The sequence below is a fragment of the Gordonia sp. 852002-10350_SCH5691597 genome (assembly GCF_001665715.1).
In the GTDB taxonomy this organism is placed as follows: domain Bacteria; phylum Actinomycetota; class Actinomycetes; order Mycobacteriales; family Mycobacteriaceae; genus Gordonia; species Gordonia sputi.
Genome location: NZ_LZMO01000125.1, coordinates 1 through 20,197, shown reverse-complemented (window position 1 = coordinate 20,197; position 20,197 = coordinate 1). Strand labels below are relative to the sequence as shown.

General features: G+C 65.8%; 18 protein-coding genes. 5 read left to right on the top strand and 13 right to left on the bottom strand.

Features of this window, described 5'->3' with window-relative positions; translation table 11 throughout:
• Positions 1-202: 202 nt before the first annotated feature.
• Complete coding sequence (locus A5777_RS09610; RefSeq protein ID WP_064862496.1) at positions 203-967, bottom strand: alpha/beta fold hydrolase; 765 nt, start codon at positions 965-967, stop codon at positions 203-205.
• 74 nt (positions 968-1,041) lie between these two features.
• Positions 1,042-2,583: an ABC-F family ATP-binding cassette domain-containing protein gene (locus A5777_RS09605; RefSeq protein WP_064862501.1), complete on the bottom strand. Its 1,542-nt coding sequence runs from the start codon at positions 2,581-2,583 to the stop codon at positions 1,042-1,044.
• A 248-nt stretch (positions 2,584-2,831) separates the two neighbouring features.
• On the opposite strand from A5777_RS09605, the gene A5777_RS09600 reads away from it, so the two are divergent.
• Positions 2,832-3,833: an enoyl-CoA hydratase/isomerase family protein gene (locus tag A5777_RS09600; protein ID WP_064862495.1), complete on the top strand. Its 1,002-nt coding sequence runs from the start codon at positions 2,832-2,834 to the stop codon at positions 3,831-3,833.
• A 5-nt stretch (positions 3,834-3,838) separates the two neighbouring features.
• Here the strand turns inward: A5777_RS09600 and A5777_RS09595 are convergent, their stop codons facing one another.
• The 4 genes from A5777_RS09595 to A5777_RS09580 form a co-directional block, all read right to left on the bottom strand.
• Entirely contained in the window at positions 3,839-4,699 is an 861-nt protein-coding gene (locus A5777_RS09595) for a hypothetical protein (RefSeq protein ID WP_231895007.1), read from the bottom strand.
• 20 nt (positions 4,700-4,719) lie between these two features.
• Positions 4,720-6,330: a peptide chain release factor 3 gene (locus A5777_RS09590; protein WP_064862494.1), complete on the bottom strand. Its 1,611-nt coding sequence runs from the start codon at positions 6,328-6,330 to the stop codon at positions 4,720-4,722.
• A gap of 70 nt (positions 6,331-6,400) precedes the next feature.
• Positions 6,401-7,417, bottom strand: coding sequence for a beta-ketoacyl-ACP synthase III (locus A5777_RS09585; RefSeq protein WP_005207203.1), 1,017 nt, complete (start codon positions 7,415-7,417; stop codon positions 6,401-6,403).
• Between the two features lie 50 nt (positions 7,418-7,467).
• Entirely contained in the window at positions 7,468-8,169 is a 702-nt protein-coding gene (locus tag A5777_RS09580) for a PadR family transcriptional regulator (RefSeq protein WP_064862493.1), read from the bottom strand.
• A gap of 272 nt (positions 8,170-8,441) precedes the next feature.
• On the opposite strand from A5777_RS09580, the gene A5777_RS09575 reads away from it, so the two are divergent.
• Together A5777_RS09575 and A5777_RS09570 are read left to right on the top strand one after the other, a co-directional pair.
• A complete protein-coding gene (locus A5777_RS09575; protein ID WP_064862499.1) occupies positions 8,442-9,455 on the top strand; it encodes an ATP-binding cassette domain-containing protein in 1,014 nt (337 codons plus the stop codon).
• Positions 9,452-10,213, top strand: coding sequence for an ABC transporter permease (locus A5777_RS09570; RefSeq protein WP_064862492.1), 762 nt, complete (start codon positions 9,452-9,454; stop codon positions 10,211-10,213). The genes A5777_RS09575 and A5777_RS09570 overlap by 4 nt, the downstream gene beginning before the upstream one ends.
• 116 nt (positions 10,214-10,329) lie before the next feature.
• Here A5777_RS09570 and A5777_RS09565 read toward each other — a convergent pair whose 3' ends face one another.
• The 4 genes from A5777_RS09565 to A5777_RS09550 all read right to left on the bottom strand — a co-directional run bounded on the left by A5777_RS09565 (position 10,330) and on the right by A5777_RS09550 (position 14,724).
• A complete protein-coding gene (locus tag A5777_RS09565) occupies positions 10,330-11,400 on the bottom strand; it encodes a beta-ketoacyl-ACP synthase 3 (RefSeq protein ID WP_005207207.1) in 1,071 nt (356 codons plus the stop codon).
• Positions 11,401-11,551: 151 nt separating this feature from the next.
• Positions 11,552-13,387 carry an SLC13 family permease gene (locus A5777_RS09560; RefSeq protein ID WP_064862491.1) on the bottom strand — a complete coding sequence of 612 codons (1,836 nt, stop codon included), beginning with the start codon at positions 13,385-13,387 and terminating at the stop codon, positions 11,552-11,554.
• A gap of 93 nt (positions 13,388-13,480) precedes the next feature.
• Positions 13,481-14,047, bottom strand: coding sequence for an aminoacyl-tRNA hydrolase (gene pth, locus A5777_RS09555; protein WP_064862490.1), 567 nt, complete (start codon positions 14,045-14,047; stop codon positions 13,481-13,483).
• Positions 14,048-14,097: 50 nt separating this feature from the next.
• Complete coding sequence (locus tag A5777_RS09550; protein WP_064862489.1) at positions 14,098-14,724, bottom strand: 50S ribosomal protein L25/general stress protein Ctc; 627 nt, start codon at positions 14,722-14,724, stop codon at positions 14,098-14,100.
• A 236-nt stretch (positions 14,725-14,960) separates the two neighbouring features.
• Here A5777_RS09550 and A5777_RS09545 point away from each other — a divergent pair, with 236 nt between their 5' ends.
• On the top strand, positions 14,961-15,416 hold the full coding sequence (locus A5777_RS09545; RefSeq protein WP_064862498.1) for a limonene-1,2-epoxide hydrolase family protein: 456 nt from the start codon (positions 14,961-14,963) through the stop codon (positions 15,414-15,416).
• Positions 15,417-15,426: 10 nt separating this feature from the next.
• On the opposite strand, the gene eutC is transcribed toward A5777_RS09545, so the two are convergent.
• From eutC to eat, 3 genes are read right to left on the bottom strand one after another with little or no spacing between them, the layout of a single operon-like run.
• Positions 15,427-16,215 carry an ethanolamine ammonia-lyase subunit EutC gene (gene eutC / locus A5777_RS09540; protein ID WP_082933613.1) on the bottom strand — a complete coding sequence of 263 codons (789 nt, stop codon included), beginning with the start codon at positions 16,213-16,215 and terminating at the stop codon, positions 15,427-15,429.
• Positions 16,212-17,618, bottom strand: a complete 1,407-nt coding sequence (locus A5777_RS09535) for an ethanolamine ammonia-lyase subunit EutB (RefSeq protein ID WP_064862488.1) — start codon at positions 17,616-17,618, stop codon at positions 16,212-16,214. Before A5777_RS09535 ends, eutC begins: the two co-directional genes overlap by 4 nt.
• Positions 17,615-19,054, bottom strand: a complete 1,440-nt coding sequence (eat, locus tag A5777_RS09530) for an ethanolamine permease (RefSeq protein ID WP_064862487.1) — start codon at positions 19,052-19,054, stop codon at positions 17,615-17,617. Before eat ends, A5777_RS09535 begins: the two co-directional genes overlap by 4 nt.
• A gap of 210 nt (positions 19,055-19,264) precedes the next feature.
• On the opposite strand from eat, the gene A5777_RS09525 reads away from it, so the two are divergent.
• On the top strand, positions 19,265-20,197 hold a 933-nt coding region (locus A5777_RS09525; protein ID WP_156529334.1), incomplete at its 3' end, for an APC family permease.

The following is a 20,197-nucleotide window of genomic DNA, read 5'->3' as shown; positions in this document are numbered from 1 at the left end:
GCCGGGTGTGTTGGGGGGGGGGGGGCCCGGGGTGCCACAATTTGGGGTCTTTACCTTTTTTGGGCGCGCCCCCCCCCCAACACCCTTCCTATACGACACACATCTAGGCCCGGGCGACGTCGGTTGGTGGGTGATCTCGACAAGCTCGATCAGCGGTTGGGGCTCGATCAGCGGTTGGGGCTCGATCAGCAGTGGGGCTCGATTAGCTAGTGGACGCTCGATCCGCTGAATCGACCGTGTCCGCGAAGTCGTCGATGAGCTCGGCCGTGTAGTCCGGCTGGATCAGCGGGAACAGGTGCATGGCCCGCGGTACGACGACGAGGCGTCCGTCGGCCGCGGTCTCGACGAACCTTTTTTCGTGCAGCCGGAACTGGTCCCACGCGCCGTTCGCGAACAGCGTCGGTCCCGGGTAAGCGGCGACGGAGGCGAGCGCGTCGAAGTGGAGCACCGCGTCGACGACGTCGCGAATCGAATGGAGTGCGAGGCCGCCGGCCTCCATATCGTCGGACACCTCGCGGCCGACGGCGATGCGCGTCAGAATCCTGCTGATCTGGGCAGCTTCGGACGGAAGCACACTGGTCGCCGCGCCGAAGAGACGGAACGGTGTGGCGAGCAGCCCACTTGGCTGCGCGGTCGCGCACAGCACGCCTAGTCCCGCGACACGATCCGGGTGTGCCGCGGCAGTCGCCATCGCGACGTAGCCGCCCATCGACATACCGACGACCACCGCAGAGCCGCCGACCGAGTCGATCGCGTCGACCACCGCGGCGACGGCGCCGTCCAATTTGAACGTCTCGTCGGCGCGTGAGCCGTGGCCCGGCATATCGGGGCAGACCACGTCACGGTCGGCGAGCGAGCCGGCCACGCGCCGAAAGGTCTGTCCGCTCACGCGCAATCCGTGCACCAGAACTATCGGTGTGCGCGACGTGGTGTGGGGGGAATCGGTGGCAACGCTGTCGGTGCTCATCGAAAGTCAGTATCCACGGAGAGTTGCGTGGGATCCACAGGTACAAAAATGCCCCCGTGGATCCCACGCAACTTTCACCTGGGCGTGATCTCGCGGTCGATTCCCACCTCTTCGCGGAAACCCGCGTCGTGCGAGACGAGCAGCAGTGCGCCCGACCAGTCCCGCAACGCCGTGACCAACTCCTCGACGGTGTCGATGTCGAGGTTGTTGGTCGGCTCGTCCATGATGAGGAGCTTGGGATCCGGGTCGACGAGGAGCGCATCCGCCAGTGCGACGCGAAGTCGTTCGCCGCCGGAAAGCTCGCCGAGGCGTCGATCGGCTCGTGAGCCGCGGAACAGGAATCGTGCGAGATGCGCTCGCACATCCTGACCGTCGACCTCCGGGTGCCGCTTACCGACGAATTCGACGACGGTCTGCGACGGATCGTCGAACGTGATCTGTTGCGGCACATACGCATAAGGGACGACGATGCGATCCTCGTCGATGAGGTCGGCGATCAGGCTGGTCTTGCCGGAACCGTTGCGTCCGGTGAGTGCCACGCGTTCGGGGCCGTCCATCCGTAGCCGTTCGTCGACGATCACCTGAGCCGAACTGCCCAGTGCCACATACGGCATGGTGATCCGTGCGCCGCGGTCGGAGCGTACGTCGTCGCGGACAGACTCGAGCCGTCCGGCGGCGGCGGTCACGTCGTCGCGGTGCTCGTTGCGGAAGCGTCCGGCAGACTTCTCGGCGGCGTCGCGTCGGAGATGCGCGATGATCTTGGGGACACGCTTCTCCCGTTCGGCCTTGGCCGCGGTCCGCGCACGTCGGTCGAGGGTGATCTGCGCGTTCACCATCTCCCGACGCTGCTTGCGAAGATCGTTGGCGGCGTTGGCAACTGCGGCCTGCGCTGTGGTCTGTTCCGCATCGACCACCTCGCGATAGAACGAGTACGGGCCACCGAACACCCGCACGTCGCCGTGATACAGCTCGAGCGTGGTGTCGACGCGTTCGAGGAGCTCGAGATCGTGGGAGACGACGAGGACGGTGCCCGCGAATCTGTCGATCAGCTCGAAAACCCTGTCGCGAGAATCGGTGTCGAGATTGTTGGTGGGCTCGTCGAGCAGCAGTACCGCCGGTCGGTGCACGATCCGCGAGACGATCGCGAGCAGCGTCGCCTCGCCACCGGACAGTGTTCCGACCGATCTGTCGAGGTCGGTGGGCAGCCCCAGCGTCGCCAGCTCGGAGGTCGCACGCGCTTCGATATCCCAGTCGTCACCCACGACATCGAAGTGCGCTGCGTCGACCGAGCCGGCCTCGATGGCGCTGATCGCGGCCCTGATCGGCTCGATCCCCAACGCCGACGCGATGGTCAGCGACGTATCGGAGAAGGCGTGCTGGGGAACGAGCGCGACGTCGCCGGTGGTGGTGATGCTTCCCGATGCCGGTACGAGATGGCTCGCGATCAGGCGTAGCAGCGTCGTCTTGCCTGCGCCGTTGGCGCCGACCAGCGAATACACGGCGCGGGGAACGGAGAACGAGAGCTCGTCGAATACCGATGTCCCGTCAGGCCACCTGTACGAAACGTCAGACAGTGTGATGGACGGTGCGAGATCGACGGATGACGGTGGGGACATGAACAACTCCGAGAGATTGGTGGGTGCGTACTGCGTCGGATCGACGCGGTCGCGCTGAATGCCAATCTCAGATGTTCATGTCTGTCAGATCACCCCTGTGCTCCGGAGAATGGTGCCGCACGTCCGTGCGAACTCTATCCACTCTAACTCTGCCGACGGACCTCGTGTCAACCGTGTTTGTGGAGTCGGCACAAATGCGCTCGCACGCGGATGGAGTCCGTGTTCGACGACGCGCTACCGTGAAACCCATGTCCTTCATCCGAACTCAGGTCGCGGGCGGTGTCGGTGAGATCATTCTCGACCGCCCCGAGGCACTCAATGCGCTCGATCAGACGATGATCGACGACATGCACGATGTCCTCGGGCGTTGGGGTGACGACGATTCGATCGAGACGGTGCTGGTGACCTCCGCGAGCGATCGCGCCTTCTGCGCCGGCGGCGACATCCGGGCGATCCGCGAGCACGCCGTCGCGGGTGAGTACGACGAGATCCGAAACTACTTCGCCGCAGAGTATCGACTCGATCAGATGATCGCGCACTACCCCAAGGCGTATGTCGCGCTGATCGACGGAGTCGCGATGGGTGGCGGACTCGGAATCAGCGTGCACGGCGAGGTTCGCGTCGTCACCGAGAACTCGTTGATGGCCATGCCCGAGACCGCAATCGGATTCTTCCCCGACGTCGGCGCGACCTACTTTCTGCCACGCCTGCAGCGTGGTGTGGGAATGTGGTTGGGGCTCACCGGTTCACGCGTGCGCGGCGCCGACGCCGTCCACCTCGGGCTCGCCACGCACTTCGTGCCCGCGGCCGAGCTGGACTCCGTCGCCGACGCGCTGCGCGCCGGGGAGTCGCTCGTAGACACCCTCGGTGGCAGAAGCGAATTGCCCGCCTCCGACATCCCGGTCGCCACGATCGGCGAGTACTTCGGCGACGACAACGTCGCCGCGATCCTCGGTGGGTTACGTGGCGCGGCAGGCGATGACTGGGCCGCGGAGATGGTCGAACTCCTCGAAGGTGCGTCGCCGACGAGCCTGTGGGTGACCGCAGCGCTTCTCGACGCAGGGCGCGATTCGACGCTCGACGAGTGCTTCGACCGCGAATTGCATGCGGCGACAACGATCACGAAGACCAACGACTTCTCGGAAGGCGTGCGAGCAATGCTCGTCGACAAGGATCGCAGCCCGTCGTTCGAGCCGTCGACCATCGACGCTGTCGATCAGTCTGTGGTCGCCTCGATCGTCGAGGACTGAGCCGGTCACGGCTGCAGGTCGAACCATCCGGTGAGGCTTGTCGGGCGCTCGGGCCGCGCACCTGGCGTCGGTGCGGCCGCGGGCGCAGGTGTGGCGGCGGGCGCCGCATCGTCGTCGTCGACCGGCACGTCGTCATCCGGATCGAGCGGATTCTGTTCGGCGACAATCGTTTCAGGGCAGTCGAACGAGCCTGCCGCCCGTTTCGACGACATCGCGGTCAGTGTCAGTGTGCACGTCGTCGACGACCTGTACGTGCCCTTCTCCGACAGCCCGACGGTGGCGGTGATCGACGTGGTCAGCGGGCCAACGGGCGGGCGCGGACCATCGGTCGGCGGTAGGTGTTCGCCGGTCAGCGCGCCGACGGGAAATTCGATCTGCGCGCCGTCGGTGCCGTCGCCCTTGAACACGAACAGCAGGGATTCGGGTGGGACATCGGGTGTCGGTTCGCCCCAGCGGGCGAACTCGTAACATGCTGGGGCGGAAGACATTTGCTGCGCAGTCGGACTGGCCGACGCAGCTACCTGCCCGTCCGCCCCCACCTGTCCGGCCGCGCCTACCTGTCCTCCGACGCCGGCCTGGGCGGGCGATGCCGTCAACGGTCGCGGCGAGATCAGAATGTGTCCGCGGGTGAATCTCAGGTCATAACCCTGTCGGTCGATCGATCCCGACGGGGCCTTCTCCGCGCAGCGCGCCGGGTCTTGGAGAGCCGAAGTGGTCGGGGTTGCCGACGACGACTGCGCCGCGCGCGTCACCGACGTCGAGTCGGCGCACGCCGCCATGATCGATGTGCCTGCTGCCGCAATCGCCAACGGTGCTGTGAGGCGCACCGTTCGGCCGGACAGCCCAGCGGTCGTTCGTCCGATCACGTCGTGTCAGCCCGCCCTGGTCAATCAGCCGTTGCGACAAGCGGTTCGAGCGTCAGGTCGCCGTGTTCTTTCTCGATGTACTGCAGTCGCCATTTGTCGCTGAAGAGTGCGAGTATCGCGCCGTCGGTCCGCGTGAACACCTCGACGCCCCGCTGACGGTTGAGTTCCGACGCACTGTCGGCGTCGGTCCGTCGGGCGAGGCTGTACCCGAGTGGCTCGATCACGGTGTCGACGTTGAACTCAGTCTTCATCCGTGCGGTGACCACCTCGAACTGCATCGGTCCGACGGCGGCCAGTACGGGCGACGCGTCGCCACGAGTGTCGTTGCGCAACACCTGTACAACGCCTTCGCTGTCGAGCTGATCCATGGCCTTGCGGAACTGCTTGTACTTGTCTGCGGTGGTGACGCGTAGCGTCGAAAAGTGTTCTGGCGCAAAGGAAGGGATGGGCGGGTACTGGATGCGCGGGCCGTCGTAGAGTGTGTCGCCCGGCGCGAGCGCCGTCGCGTTGACGAGGCCGACGACGTCGCCGGGGTAGGCGGTGTCGACCGTCGACCGGTCGCGGCCGACAACGGTGTGGGCGTACTTGGTGGCGAACGGTTTTCCGGTCTGCGCGTGGGTGACGACCATGCCGCGTTCGAACTCGCCGCTCACGATGCGCATGAAGGCCAACCGGTCTCGGTGGCTGGAGTCCATGCCTGCCTGGACCTTGAACACGACGGCGCTGAACGGGTCGGTGACCTCGCGTTCGGTGCCGTCGATCCCGGTGCGACCCGACGGCGCCGGCGCGAGTTCGACAAGCGCGTCGAGCAGTTGGCGGACACCGAAGTTCAGCATCGCGGAGGCGAAGATCATCGGCGACGTCTGGCCTGCGAGGAAGAGTTCCTCGTCGTGATCCTGGCCCATCTCGGAAAGCAGTTCACTCTCTTCGACGGCCGCGATCCAGGCGTCGCCCTCGCGCTCGAGGGCGGCGTCGGGGTCGAGCAGTTCCTCCGGCGCGATCTTGGCTCCACCGGCGGTGCGGGTGAAGTGGATGTACTCGCCGGTGCGGCGGTCGAGGAGTCCGCGGAAATCGCCTGCGATGCCGACGGGCAGGAACAGCGGAGTGGGGATCAAACCGATACGTTCGCTGATCTCGTCGATGAGCTCCAACGGGGTGCGACCGGGGCGGTCCCATTTGTTGATGACGGTGATGACCGGGATGCCGCGGTGGCGACACACCTGGAACAGTTTGAGCGTCTGCGGCTCGAGGCCCTTGGCGGCGTCGATGAGCATGACCGCGGCGTCGACCGCGGTGAGCACTCGGTAGGTGTCCTCGGAGAAGTCGGCGTGGCCCGGAGTGTCGACGAGGTTGATGACCGCGCCGGGGCCGTCGATGCCTTCGAGTGCGTAGTTGAACTGCAGGGCGGTGGAGCTGACGGAGATTCCGCGAGCCTTCTCCATCTCCATCCAGTCCGACACCGTCGACTTACGGCCGGCCTTGCCGTGGATGGCGCCCGCCTCGCTGATCACGTGCGCGTGCAACGCCAGGGCCTCGGTCATCGTCGACTTACCCGCGTCGGGGTGGGAGATGATGGCGAAGGTACGTCGACGCTGGGCTTCGAGCCGCAGCTCACGCGCGTCAGAACTCACCAGACGAGGCTACTAGCCGGGCGAGCGTCGGAGCAAAACGCTCGACGCTGCCCGACGGTCGGTCCAGACGCTACTCGAACGGCACCGGCGGCATCTTGACCACCTGCGCGGCGTAGCTGAGTCCCGCGCCGTAGCCGAGCAGCAGTGCTGTGTCGCCCGGCTTGGCCTTGCCGGTCGAGAGGAGATCCTCCATGGCCAGCGGGATCGATGCCGCCGACGTGTTGCCGGTGTATTCGATGTCGTTGGCCACCGGGGTGCCCTCGGGCAGATGCAGCGTCTTCGCAAGCAGATCGTTGATGCGGGTGTTGGCCTGATGGGGGACGAAGACGTCGAGGTCCTCGGCGCCGATCTTGGCGGCGTCGAGCGCGCGCTGTGCCACCTTGCCCATTTCGAAAGCGGCCCAACGGAATACCGCAGTGCCCTGCAGACGCACGTAGGGCCGCTGCACCCGGTCGCCGTCGAGGAAGGTCACCCAGTCGATGTCCTGGCGGATCGCGTCGTATTGACTGCCGTCGCTACCCCAGATGACTGGTCCGAGCTGCTGGTCCTCGGTGGGTCCGACGACGACGGCTCCGGCGCCGTCGCCGAAGATGAAGCAGTTGGTGCGGTCGGTCATGTCGAGGGTCACCGACAACTGCTCGGCGCCGATGACGAGGACATGCGTTGCGCTTCCGCCGCGCACCATGTCGGCGGCGAGCGCCATGCCGTAACCGAATCCGGCGCAGCCGACGGTGACGTCGAACGCGGGAACACCGTTCGCGCCGAGTTCGGTGGCGACCTTCGTCGCGCCCGCCGGGGTCATGAGCAGATGGGTGTTGGTCGCGAGGATGACGGCGTCGATGTCGGAGCCGGAGAGCAGGGCATTGGCGATCGCCGTGCGCCCGGCCTTCACGCCCATCTCCACGACGTCCTCGTCGCGACGCGCGAAGCGTCGGGTCTTGATGCCGGTCCGCGTGTAGATCCACTCGTCGGAGGAATCGATGTGCTCGCAGATCTCGTCGTTGGTGACGACGCGCTCGGGACGGTACGCACCGATGCCGAGCATGCCGATGTTGTTGACGCCCGCTGTATCCGCGATCTCTGCCATGAGGTTCCTTCCGTTATGCGACCCGACATAGACCGTCTCACATCGCGGCGCTACTCGGAAGTACTGATGCGCGGCGACGAGGCATCTTGGCCGGGCTCACCCTGCAGAATGCGCCTGTAATCGGTGCGGTCGACGGTCATCTGGTGGCCCGGGTCGTCGGGTGGTGGCGTCCAGTCGGCGTTCTCCAGAAACGACAGCGTCCCGTTCTGGACGTCGGCGATGACGTCGGTGAGCCAATCCGCCTCGGCCTGCGCGAGGCGCAACCACAGGCGAGCACCTTCCATGGCATGCGGTGGAGCGTAGGGGTTGGCATCGGGTTCGGTGGCTGCGGTGTATTCGCGCATCACCTCCTGCAGCGTCACCAAACGCTGTTTGAGCAGCGTCGTCGCGTGGTCGTCGCCCAGGAGTGGCAGGAGATTGAACGCCGCCTGGAACGCGCTGCGGTCGAAGACGTCGACGCCGATCATCGCGTGCTCGAGCATGCTGTGCAGCCTGACCCGACCCGACTCGGTGATCTCGTAGACGCTGACCTCGCGTGAGCCGTCGGAGACTTCGCGTCGCGTGAGATCGCCTGAGTCGCTGAGCTTTCCGAGGGCGTGGTAGATCGAGCCCGGATTGACGTTGGCCCATTTGTCGACCTGCCACGACAACAGTTCGCGTCGGATCTGATAGCCGTTGACCGGCCCGAAGATCCCGACGACGCCGAGCAGGAGTAGCGGCGTCGTCGGTGGGATCGGTGGCGTGGAAGCCATGACCTGACAGTAATGCGTCGACGCGGATTCCGAATCGAGGGCAGGGGTTGTCCGCATTTCGATGAATCATCGACGAGCAGGTGGTCAGTACAAGCAGAGAGAGCCACGAGGTGGGCGCCGTCGGGTTTCCGACGCCGCCGACGACTACCTCTGCGACGAAGCCGGCATCTAGTCAACTTTGACTAAATGGCCTATATTCAAGTTTGAACACTATGCGTGAGCGGCTCATTCGACGTTCACACGCAGAGAGGGGACGAGCTGTGACACCGACGATGATCCAAGCGCGAGGTCTGGTGCAGACATTCACGACGGGGCGAGGCAAGAACAAACGCGAGGTGCGAGCCGTCGACGGCGTCGACCTCGATATTCACGAGGGCGAGGTGGTCGGATTTCTCGGCCCCAACGGCGCGGGGAAGACGACCACGCTGCGCATGTTGACGACGTTGCTGCGGCCAACCGCCGGAACCGCGACCGTCAACGGATACGACGTCGTGCGCGAGTCGGTGATGGTCCGTCGCAGTATCGGATACGTGTCGCAGGCGGGTGGAACGTTCAGCCAGGCCAGGGCGGGCGACGAGGTGGTCGACCACGGGATGCTCTACGGACTCTCACACGCCGACGCCACTCGACGCGGGCACGAACTGTTCTCCCGACTCCAACTCGACGGACTGTGGGAACGGCAGCCCAAGAACATGTCGGGTGGTCAGAAGCGTCGCCTCGACATCGCAATGGGATTGATCCACGATCCCTCGCTGGTCTTCCTCGACGAACCGACCACCGGCCTCGACCCGCAGGCGAGAGCGAACCTCTGGGACCACATCAGCAGGCTGCGCACCGAGCGTGACGCCACGGTCTTCCTCACCACGCACTACCTCGACGAGGCCGACGAACTGTCGGACCGCATCCTCATCATCGACAACGGCAAGATCGTCGCGGCCGACACCGCTCAGAACCTCAAAGACCAGGTGTCGGGCGACCTCGTCGACCTCGAGATCCAGCTGGCAGCCGAGGTCGACATAGCCGCGGATCGTCTACGACGCATCGCCAACTCCGTCGAGACCGACGGCCGCCACGTGCGCGGCCGTGTGCGGCACGCGGGACGCGAGATACCGGGACTGCTCCGCGAACTCGACGCCTCGGGCATCGCGCTCGACAGCATCGAGGTGCTGCGACCGACCCTCGACGACGTCTTCCTCACGATGACCGGGCGTTCACTGCGCGACGCTCAAGCCACGAGCGAAGACGCCGCACTCGAAGAACTCGACAACGAAGGAGCCATCCGATGAACTTCCTCCGCGATTCCACCATCGTGTTCCGTAGACAGATCCGGATGAATCTGCGTAACCCGGCATGGGTACTGATCGGGGTGCTGCAACCCGTGCTCTACCTGCTGCTGTTCGGCCCGCTGCTCAAACCCATCGTCGACCAGTTCCCCGGCGGCGCCGACAATGCCTACACGTTCCTGGTGCCAGGACTCCTCGTGCAGCTCGGATTCTTCGGCGCGATGTTTGCCGGGTTCAGTCTGATCGGGGAGTGGCGCGAAGGCGTCGTCGAAGCCGAACGCGTGACGCCCGCGAGCCGCACCGCACTGCTGGCCGGTCGGCTGATGCGCGACGTGCTGCAGTTGTTCGTCCAGGCGCTGATCCTGGTGTTCCTCGGCTACGCCATGGGTATGCGCGGATCCGTCAGCGGCGCGATCGTCGGCATCGCAATCACGCTGCTGATCGGCGCAGCGTGCGCCGCGGCGTCGAACGCGCTTGCCCTGACCGCCAAGAGCGAAGACGTCATGGCGCCGGTCATCAACATGGTGATGATGCCGGTGCTGTTGCTGTCGGGAATCCTGCTGCCGATGACGCTCGGACCGATGTGGCTGCAACGGGCCAGCGATTTCATGCCGTTCCGCTGGATCGTCGACGCCGTCCGCAGCAGCTTCGTCGGAGGCGTCGCGACGTCGACGGTCGCGTGGGGTCTGCTCACCGCCATCGCGCTGGCGATTCTCGGAACATGGTGGGGCACAGCGGTATTCCGCAAGGAGAACGCGTAGCGGGTGCTACCCCAGGTCGTCGAAGCTGCTCACCTTCGGCGCCGGGGGCAGAGTTACGGTGTCACCCGAGGTCGTCGAAGCTGCTCACCTTCGGCGCCGGGGGCAGAGTCACGGTGTCACCCGAGGTCGTCGAAGCTGCTTACCTTCGGCGCCGGGGGCAGAGTTACGACGGCCCCGGCGTAGGAGAGGCCCGCGCCGAACCCGAGCAGCAGCGCGGTCTGGCCGCCCTTGGCCTTGCCGGTGGCCAGCATCTCTTCCATCGCGAGCGGGATCGACGCCGCCGACGTGTTGCCGGTGTTCTCGATGTCGTTGGCCATCGGCAGGTCGTCGGGGAAGCCCAGGTTCTTCTTCATCAAGTCGTTGATCCGAGCGTTCGCCTGGTGGGGTACGAACACCTCGATGTCGTCGATACCGATGCCGGACTGCTCGATGACCGACGACAGCGCCTTGGGCAGTGTGATTGCCGCCCAGCGGAAGACGCGTGAACCCTCCATCGTGACCACCATGCGGCCGACGGGCTCGGTCTCCGGATCCTTGTGCTGGTACTCCTGAGCGCGATCCATGTACTCGGGAATGTCGTAGTTCTGGCCGATCGCCTCGGCGTTCTCGCCGTCGGAACCCCAGACGGTAGGGGAGATCCCGTTGTCGTCACTCGGTCCGACGACGACCGCGCCGGCGCCGTCGCCGAAGATGAATGCGGTGTTGCGGTCGGTGGGCTCCATGACGACCGACATCGTCTCGACGCCGACGACAAGCACGTACTCGGCTGAGCCCGCGCGCACGGTGTCGGCCGCGACGCCCAGGGCGTAGCCGAAGCCGCCGCATCCCGCGGCGATGTCGTAGGCGGGAATTCCGTTGAGGCCGATGTCGTAGGCCACGATCGGGCCGCCGTGCGGGATCTTGGTCTTCCAGCTGTTGGTGGCCAGAATCAGCGCACCGATCTTGTCCTTGTCGATCCCGGAGTTCTCGATGGCCCGCTCGGCTGCGGCTGCGGCCATCGACCGCGCGGTCTCGTCGCCGCTGATCCACCGGCGATTCCGGATGCCGCTGCGCTCGAAGATCCACTGATCCGAACTGTCGAGAACCTCGCACACCTCATCGTTGCTGACCAGGCGCTTCGGTCGGTACGCGCCGATGCCCAACATCGCTACGTTCTGATGGCCTGTGTTGGCGGCGATGACGGTCACGCGTACTTCCCTTCGACAAACGGATCACGCAGCGGATAGCCCTGCGTCCGAAAAGAGTGTAGGCCCCGCCACATCCGGTGACGAACAAGGCCGCTTCTCACGGCTCCTGCTCGCCCCGGCCGTCGAGTGCGTCTCAGCGGTTGAGGGGGTATCAGCCGTTGATCGGCCAGAACACCGGGACCAGGGTCACGGTGACGATCAGCCAGCAGACCATCAGCACGATCCCCAGTCGCCAATAGTCGCCGAAGCGGTATCCGCCCGGATTCATCACGATCATGTTGGCGGGAGTGGCGATCGGCGTCAGCAGGGAAGCGGCGGCAGCGACGCAGACCACCATGAGCACAGTTCGAGCGTCGACACCGACGTCGGCCGCGGCGACGAGCGCGATCGGAATGACGATCAGCGCGGTGGCGACGTTGGAGATGAACTGTCCGAGTAAGGCCGTCAGCACGAACAGCATCGCGAGCAGAAGATACGCACTGTGCCCGGACACGAGGTCGACGATGGGTCGTGCGATCAACTCGGCACCGCCACTGCTCGTGATCGCCGCCGACATCGGGATCAGCGCGGCGATCAGAACCAGCGTCGCCCAGGGAACGGCACGATATGCCTGCTCGCTCGACAGCACGCGGAACAGCACCATCGCACCCGCGCCGAGCAGGCCGGCGACCACCGGGGGCACGACCCCGCTCGCCAGCAGCGCGATCGTGGCCACCAGGATGACGGCCGCGCGCGGAGCACTCCGTCCGAGTGGAACCGTCTGCCGCCGAACGGTTTCCGACGACGCGACCACCAGAACGTCCTTGTCGTCAGCCAGTGCGTCGAGCGCGCCCCACGGTCCGTACACCAGTAGGGCGTCGCCTTCCTGCAGCGTCGACGCGCGGGAGGAGACGTCGTCGTTCTGCCTGCGCACCGACAACACGAGCAGTCCGTCTTCTGCGCGCACCATCCCGCCGAACGCCGGTCGTCCGATCCACGACGAGCGCGGCGGGATCACCAACTCACAGACTCCGTTGTCGCGGTTGATGAGACTGTCGTGGCGTCCGCTCATGCGCCTGCCGATGGTGTCCTCGACGGTGAGGTCGGTGTCCCGTGCGAGCGTCTCGACGGCGGTGCCCACGCCGGAGACAACGAGTACGTCCGACGGTTCGAGCTTATGCGTCGAACTCAGTACGCGGCCACGTTCGGACTGTGCGGCGACCGTGTCGATCGCGTCGTCGGTGATGGCGGCGCGGACAGTCTTCCCGACAAGCGTCGACGCCGCTTCGACGTGCAGGCGAAAGGTACGCACGCCGGTCGTCGCCAATCCCGACAATTCATAATGCTCAACGACGTCGCGCTGGTATCTGCTGAAATCCTCTGGCAGTGACTGTGATTCGCGACGCGGGATCAGCCGGTCGCCGACAAGCGCGATGACAACCAGCGTCACCACGACCAGGGGGACGCCGATGAGGGAGAAGCCGAAGTAGCCGATCGAGGAACCGGTTTGTTCGGTGGCGGCTTCATCGATGATGACGTTGACCGGGCTGCCGCTCAGCGTGAGCAGTGAACCGGCGCTCGCGGCGAACGCGAGAGGGAGCAGTACGCGCGACGGTGACAGATGCGCCCGCCGCGCGACGGCGACGCTGACCGGGACCAACGCTGCCGCTGCGCCGTTGATCGTGATGAGTGGACTCAATGCCGCGGCGAGAACCATGATGGCGGCAACCACCCTGGTGCGTGTGCGACCTGCGACGCGCGCCAGCACGCTGCCCAGCCATGCGGTGATTCCCGACGCCTCGAGTCCCTCGCTGATCACGAACAGGGCCGCGATGAAGGCGATGACGCTCTGACCGAGACCCGAGGTCAGTTCATCGAACTGCACGAGTCCGAGGAAGTAGAGCGCCAGCGCCGACCCGATGGCGACGAGGCCGACCGGAAGCTTGTTGATGATGAACAACACGACCGTGACGCCGAGGACGATGAGGCTCAGGGTGGCGTCCGACATTGGACCATCGTTGCACCGAGAGTGCACTCATGCTGCGGTGTCGGGCAGTGCGTGCCGCTTTTCAGTCAGTCGCGGCGTCGCCGAATCGCGGTATCACCAGGTGTGGACGACGTTCTGCGCTGCCTCGAGACCCGAGGCGATCAGCGCCTCGGTGGCGTCGGCGCCGTGCTGGATGAGTAGTTCGACGTCGGCGCGTGCCGACGACGGAAAGGGTTTGAGCACGAAGTCGGCGGGATCCTGGCGGCCGGGCGGGCGACCGATGCCCAAGCGGACGCGGTAGTAGTCACGCGATCCGAGTGCCTGGCTGATCGAGCGCAGGCCGTTGTGGCCGCCTTCGCCGCCACCGAGTTTGAGGCGGACGGCACCGAAGTCGATGTCGAGTTCGTCGTGCAGCGCGATCAGATCCGACGGGCCGATCGAGTAGAACTTCGCGAGTGGGCCGATCTCGCGGCCGGTGGTGTTCATGTACGTGCGTGCACGTGCCACCAACACCGACTGGCCGGCGAGCGTGATGGGTGCCACCATCGCGCCGGAGCGCTTGTGCACCTTCCATCGCTCGCCGGCCGTCGTGACGAGATGGTCTGCGACCATCGCGCCGATGTTGTGACGCGTCCGCTCATACTTGGAACCGGGATTACCGAGTCCGACAACAAGTTTCATGATTCCTGTGTCATCAGTAGTGGCGGAGCGTCGGAAGAGGTGACGCCGAATTACTCGGCCTCGGCCTCAGCGGCGGCGGCGTCGGCGTCAGCCTGCTCCGCGTCGGTCTCTTCCTCGAGCTCTGCGGCGGTGGTCGCCTCGTTGACTGCGACGATGAGGGTCTCCGGGTCGGTGATGAGCTCGACACCCTCGGGGAGGACCAGGTCCGACGCGTAGACCGACGTGCCGACTTCCTTGCCCTCGACGTCGACGACGATCTGCTCGGGAATCGACAGTGCGTCGGCCTCGATCTCGACGGTGTTGGCGTCCTGGGTGACCAGGGTGCCGGGAGCGGCGTCGCCCTCGACGACGATGGTGACCTCGACGGTGACCTTCTCGCCGCGCTTGATGACGAGCAGGTCGACGTGCTCGATGTAGTTGCGGATCGGGTGGATGTCGATCTGCTTGGTCAGCGCGAGCTGGCTGGTGCCCTCGATGTCGAGGTCGAGGACCGCGTTGGTGCCGTTGTTACGCAGGATGGCGGCGAAATCGCGAGCCGGGAGGTTGAGGTGCTGCGGGTCGGTGCCGTGGCCGTACAGCACGGCGGGCACGTTGCCTGCGCGACGAGCGCGTCGAGCGGCGCCCTTGCCCTTTTCGGTGCGGGTGGTGACTGCCAGTGCGTTTGCCTGGGTTGCCATGTGACTCTCCTTGGTGGTTCGGCCGCGTCTGTGCGTGCAGCCGGGTGGTCGGTGCTCGGCGTTCTGTGGCAGTTCCGCAGGCCGACAATCCACGACCACCTGCGGAAACTCGAGTCCGCAAGGAGATGTGCGATGGTCGCGCCGATTACGGTGACTGCTCACCCTCGCCGAGACAACCCGTCAAGAATAGACGACGACCTGCGGTGAAGTCACATCGCGCACCGTACGGTGACACCATGACCTCTCGTACCCCTGATCGCGTCGTCACCGACTTCCTCGACGCGCTCGCCCGCGACGACAGTTCCGCAGCCATGGCCGACCTCGACGAGAACATCGTCTACACCAATGTCGGCCTGCCGACGATCCGTGGCAAACGCAACGTCGCCAAGGTCTTCGGTGCCATGGACGCGTCGTCGTTCGCCGGATTCGACTACGGGATCATCAACATCGCCACCGACGACACGGTGGTGCTCACCGAGCGGATCGACGAGATCCGGCTCGGTCCCGTGCGAATCCGGTTCTGGGTGTGCGGGCGCTTCGAGGTTCTCGACGGTGCGATCGCCGTGTGGCGCGACTACTTCGACTTCTGGGACATCACCAAGGGCTTCGTGCGTGGACTGGTGGGTGTCGTCGTTCCGTCGGCGGTGCAGTCGCTACCCGCGCGCACGGTCGACGCCCCCGGGATCATCTAAGCCTCGCGACCTAGCCGAGTTCACCCTGCGCAGCGGCAGCGGCGACGGCGGGGTCGGCAGACGAGGTGTCTTTGAGTGCGACGCCCGACGCGCCGAGTTGCCGTGCCCCGGACACCAGTGCTCCGACGATCCGGGCGGCGTCGCGGTATCCGAGCCCGTCCGGCGGATGGATGTTGGAGATGCAATTGCGTTCGGAGTCACGACGTCCCGGCTCCGGACGATAGGTCAGGTAGATGCCGAGGCTGTCGGCGACGGACAGTCCCGGGCGTTCCCCGATGATCACGAGAAGGATCTCGACGCCGAGCGCCTCCCCGATGTGATCGCCGAGCGCGACGCGTGCCTGGGTGGCAACGACCGGCGGAGCGATCGAGAATTGCGGCGAGAGTCTGGCAGCGATCGTATCGACGAGCGTGACCGCGTGCGTGTCCACCGCCGTCGCCGACAAGCCGTCGGCGATCACGAAACCGATGTCGGCACCCGAATGTTGCACTGCGGAAAGGTCATTCGGGATTCGGCCGAGGTCGGGTCGGCGCAGATACTCCGCCCGCGACGACGCCTGACTCGTGACGACCGCCGGCTCGCCCAACCCCAGCCCCTTCAGACCGTCGACGACGCCGTCGGAGTCCATGGGGGTGTGCACGGCGTCGCGTGCTGCCGCGTGATCGGCCTGGAACTGCAGCACATCAGCACTCGACAGCGCATTTCCGCTGCGCTGCAAGCCGATTCGGGCCTGGGTGAGTCCGCGCATCGATTTCCACGGATCGACCGACGGGATTGATTGCGTCTCGGGCGTGTTCACGACGCCGCCAGTCCGCGCAGCGCCGACGTCTGCGGGTCGAGTGGCACGACGTGGCCGCCGTCGTCGGCCATGCCGATCGTCTGCATCCACGCCTCGAATTCCGGTGCGGCGCGCAGGCCCAGGACGTCGCGCAGGTAGAGCACGTCGTGAAAAGACAGGCTCTGGTAGCCGAGCATGATGTCGTCGGCGCCTGGCACGGTGATGACGAATCCGACTCCGGCCATCCCGAGCAGGCTCAGCAGCGTGTCCATGTCGTTCTGGTCGGCCTCGGCGTGGTTGGTGTAGCAGACGTCGACGCCCATCGGCAGCCCGAGAAGCTTGCCGCAGAAGTGATCTTCAAGTCCCGCACGGATGATCTGCTTGCCGTCGAACAGGTACTCGGGGCCGATGAACCCGACAACGGTGTTGACCAGGAGCGGTTCCAACGACCGTGCCACCGCGTAGGCGCGCGCCTCGAGCGTCTGCTGGTCGACGGGCCGTCCGCCCGTTCCCAGATGAGCGCCGGCCGACAGCGCCGACCCCTGACCGGTTTCCAGATACATCACGTTGTCGCCGACGGTCCCGCGGTGCAGTGACCGACCCGCCTCATTGCCCTCGTTGAGTACCGCGAGGTCGACGCCGAATCCCCGGTTGGCGCCCTCGGTGCCCGCGATGGACTGGAAAACCAGGTCGACCGGCGCGCCTGCCTCTACGAGGCCGATGGTCGTGGTCACGTGGGAGAGCACGCACGACTGCATCGGGATCTCGAAACGCTGGCGCACATCGTCGAGCAGTTCCAGCAATGTCGACGTCGCCTGCGGCGAGTCGGTGGCCGGATTGATCCCGACGACCGCGTCGCCGCATCCGAGTAGGAGCCCATCGAGCAGACCGGCGGCGATACCCCTCGGATCGTCGGTCGGGTGGTTGGGCTGCAGTCGGGTGGCCAGCCGTCCCGGCAGCCCGATGGTGGTGCGGAATCCGGCGGTGACCTCCATCCGCCGCGCGACCGCGATCAGATCCTGATTGCGCATCAGCTTGCTGACAGCGGCAACCATCTCCGGGGTCAATCCCGGCGACACCGACTGCAGCCGTTGCGTCCCCCCGGGCGCAACGACCTGTTCGAGCAGCCAGTCACGCAGGCCGCCGACCGTCAGGTGCGAGATGGGTGCGAATGCCTCGCGGTCGTGGGTGTCGATGATCAGGCGCGTCACCTCGTCGGACTCGTACGGGACGAGCATCTCCTCGAGAAACACGGTGAGCGGGAGGTCGGCCAGCACCCATGCCGCTGCCGCGCGCTCGGCGTCGGATTGTGCTGCGCACCCGGCCAATTCGTCGCCCGAACGAGCCGGTGTGGCTTTGGCCATCACGTCGATGAGGTCGGCGAACTGATAGGTGTGTCCGCGAAGTGAATGGCTGTAGGTCACGAGAGTCCCTCTTCGGCATCGGCAATGGCCTCGAACTCTTCGTCGGCACTGGCGAAGACCAGCCGCTTGCGGCTGTAGAGGCCAAAATACGCCATGAAGAGGGCGAACACGATGAGACAGCCGGTTGCCGCCTTGATGTCGACGAGGAAGGTGGCCACGAGCGCGAGAACTGCGATGACGAGCGCGAACGCCGTCGTCACGATGCCGCCCGGCGTCCGGTACGGGCGTGCGAGTTCGGGCTCCCGGATGCGCAGCACGATGTGGCTGATCATCATCAGTACGTAGCTCAGCGCCGCACCGAAGACGGCCATGTTCAGCAGCATGGCGCCCTGCCCGGTCAGCGACAGGAGGAAGCCGACGATGCCGGGCACGATGAGCGCCAACGTCGGGGACTTGCGGGAGTTGGTCACCGACAACGACTTCGGCAGGTAGCCCGCGCGCGAGAGTGCGAAGAGCTGGCGCGAGTAGGCGTAGATGATCGAGAAAAAGCTCGCCACCAGGCCTGCGAGACCGATGTAGTTGACGACGGTGTGCGCGGTGCCGCTGCCCAGTGCTTCGACCAACGGGTTGCCCGAACTCTGCATCGCCGACGCCCCGCCCGCACCGGGCACCAGGAAGAGCACCAGCGCGCACGTGCAGATCAGCGCACACATGGCAGCGATGATTCCGCGCGGCACGTTGCGGGCCGGGTTCTTGGCTTCCTCGGCGGCCAACGGCACACCCTCGACGGCGAGGAAGAACCAGATCGCGAACGGGATGGCGGCCCAGATGCCCAGGTAGCCGTGCGGCAGGAACAAACTCGCGCCTGCGGCGTCGGAGGGCGCGATGTCGGTGAGGTTCGACCACGAGAAGTCGCCGATCGCCGCGATCGCGAACACGATCAACCCGGCGAGTGCGATCGCGGTGATCACGAACATCACCTTCAGTGCTTCGCCGACACCTGCGAGGTGTACGCCGATGAAGATGGCGTAGACCGCGAGGTACACCCACCAGCCGTCGGTGATGCCGAACAGGTGCAGTGACTCGACGTAGGCGCCGATGAAGGTGGCGATGGCCGCCGGTGCGATCGCGTACTCGATCAGGACCGCGGTGCCCGTGGCCATGCCGCCCCACGTACCCAGCGCGCGACGGGCGAAGGTGTAGCCGCCACCGGCGGCGGGTAGCGCCGAACTCATCTCGGCCATGCCGAGCACCATGGCGAAGTACATCGCGGCGATGATGACCGCGGCGATCGCGAGACCGCCGAAGCCACCCTGCTCGAGGCCGAAGTTCCACCCCGAGTAGTCGCCGCTGATGACGTAACTGACACCGAGACCGGCGAGCAGTACCCATCCGGCCGTGCCGGTTTTGAGGCGGCGTTTGTCGAGGTAATCGGCGGAGCCGCCGGTCGACGACGTGGTCGTCGGGCTGCTGCTCCCGGAGTCGATTGTGCTCATGAACGGACCTTTCGTGCGGTGGCGAGATCACCGTCGGTCTCGCTGATTACTCGATTCCGGCATGACGGTACAGAGTGTGTGTCACCTCACAGTGGCGTCGGCGTAAGGGCGTGTGGGAAAGGCAGCGACGAGATTTCTCACGCGGGTTAACACATTGGAAACACGAAAACGATGCGTCGCAACGAGCGCTCCGTCACGGTAGAGAGCGCTATGCCGTCCACATCCTCAGCTGCCGTGTCGTCGGCGCCCGCTGCCGCGTCCCCACTGGTCGCCGACGAGTCGCCGGTGAGTGGGTTGACCCGGCGTCAGCTTCCCTTCATACCCGTGTTCGCGCAGTCGGTGGCGGCCATCGCCCCCGCGGGGACGTCGGCGGTCACTCCGCTGTTCGTGATCGCCGCGATGAGCGGCGCGGGCGGTGTCATCTCGTTCGCGGTGGCGATGGTCGTCGTCATGATGATCTCGGCGTGTATCCGGCCCATGGCACAACGCCTCGCGGTCGTCGGAGGTCTCTACTCGTACGTGGCGCAGGGGTTCGGGTCGCGGGTTGCGCTCCCGACCGCGTGGTCGGCCATTGTCGGATACGGCTCGGTGAGCATGGCGGGCCTGCTCGCAGTCGGCTTGTACCTCAACCACATTGCGGTCAGTGTCGGGGTCTCGACGTCGGTGTGGCTGCCTGTCGTCTGTGCGATCGTGGTGGTCGCCGCGGCGCTGATGACAGTCCTGATGGTGCGCGGGATCAAGGTCTCGGCCACGGCGACACTCGTCATCGAGGTGGTCGCGGTGGTGATCCTGGTCGGACTGATGGTGTGGCTCGGGATCACCCATCATTCGGCCGATTGGTTGCAGGTGTTCGCCCCGCAGGTCGACGTCGGCTCGATGGGTCTGATGATCGTGGTCGCCGTCAGTGCCTTCGTCGGATTCGAGAGTGCGACAACGCTCTCCGCCGAAGCGCACCGACCCTTCCGGAGCGTCCCGCGCACGCTGCGGTGGACGCCGATCGCCGCAGGCGTCATCTATCTGCTCGCTGTGACGACGCAGTCGCTCGCGATGTTCGACGCCCCGGCGGGCGTGCGCGAGAGCTCCACGCCGCTGGCCGCACTGTTCCTATCCGACGGAACACGCATCACGGCGGTGATCCTCGAC

What these genes read in the sequence shown, in the direction of transcription:
- A5777_RS09610 (WP_064862496.1), bottom strand. Translation starts at nt 967, where the DNA reads ATGAGCACCGACAGCGTTGCCACCGATTCCCCCCACACCACGTCGCGC.
- A5777_RS09550 (WP_064862489.1), bottom strand. Translation starts at nt 14,724, where the DNA reads ATGGCAACCCAGGCAAACGCACTGGCAGTCACCACCCGCACCGAAAAG.
- A5777_RS09605 (WP_064862501.1), bottom strand. Translation starts at nt 2,583, where the DNA reads ATGTCCCCACCGTCATCCGTCGATCTCGCACCGTCCATCACACTGTCT.
- A5777_RS09570 (WP_064862492.1), top strand. Translation starts at nt 9,452, where the DNA reads ATGAACTTCCTCCGCGATTCCACCATCGTGTTCCGTAGACAGATCCGG.
- pth (WP_064862490.1), bottom strand. Translation starts at nt 14,047, where the DNA reads ATGAAACTTGTTGTCGGACTCGGTAATCCCGGTTCCAAGTATGAGCGG.
- A5777_RS09600 (WP_064862495.1), top strand. Translation starts at nt 2,832, where the DNA reads ATGTCCTTCATCCGAACTCAGGTCGCGGGCGGTGTCGGTGAGATCATT.
- A5777_RS09545 (WP_064862498.1), top strand. Translation starts at nt 14,961, where the DNA reads ATGACCTCTCGTACCCCTGATCGCGTCGTCACCGACTTCCTCGACGCG.
- eat (WP_064862487.1), bottom strand. Translation starts at nt 19,054, where the DNA reads ATGAGCACAATCGACTCCGGGAGCAGCAGCCCGACGACCACGTCGTCG.
- A5777_RS09580 (WP_064862493.1), bottom strand. Translation starts at nt 8,169, where the DNA reads ATGGCTTCCACGCCACCGATCCCACCGACGACGCCGCTACTCCTGCTC.
- A5777_RS09575 (WP_064862499.1), top strand. Translation starts at nt 8,442, where the DNA reads ATGATCCAAGCGCGAGGTCTGGTGCAGACATTCACGACGGGGCGAGGC.
- A5777_RS09585 (WP_005207203.1), bottom strand. Translation starts at nt 7,417, where the DNA reads ATGGCAGAGATCGCGGATACAGCGGGCGTCAACAACATCGGCATGCTC.
- A5777_RS09560 (WP_064862491.1), bottom strand. Translation starts at nt 13,387, where the DNA reads ATGTCGGACGCCACCCTGAGCCTCATCGTCCTCGGCGTCACGGTCGTG.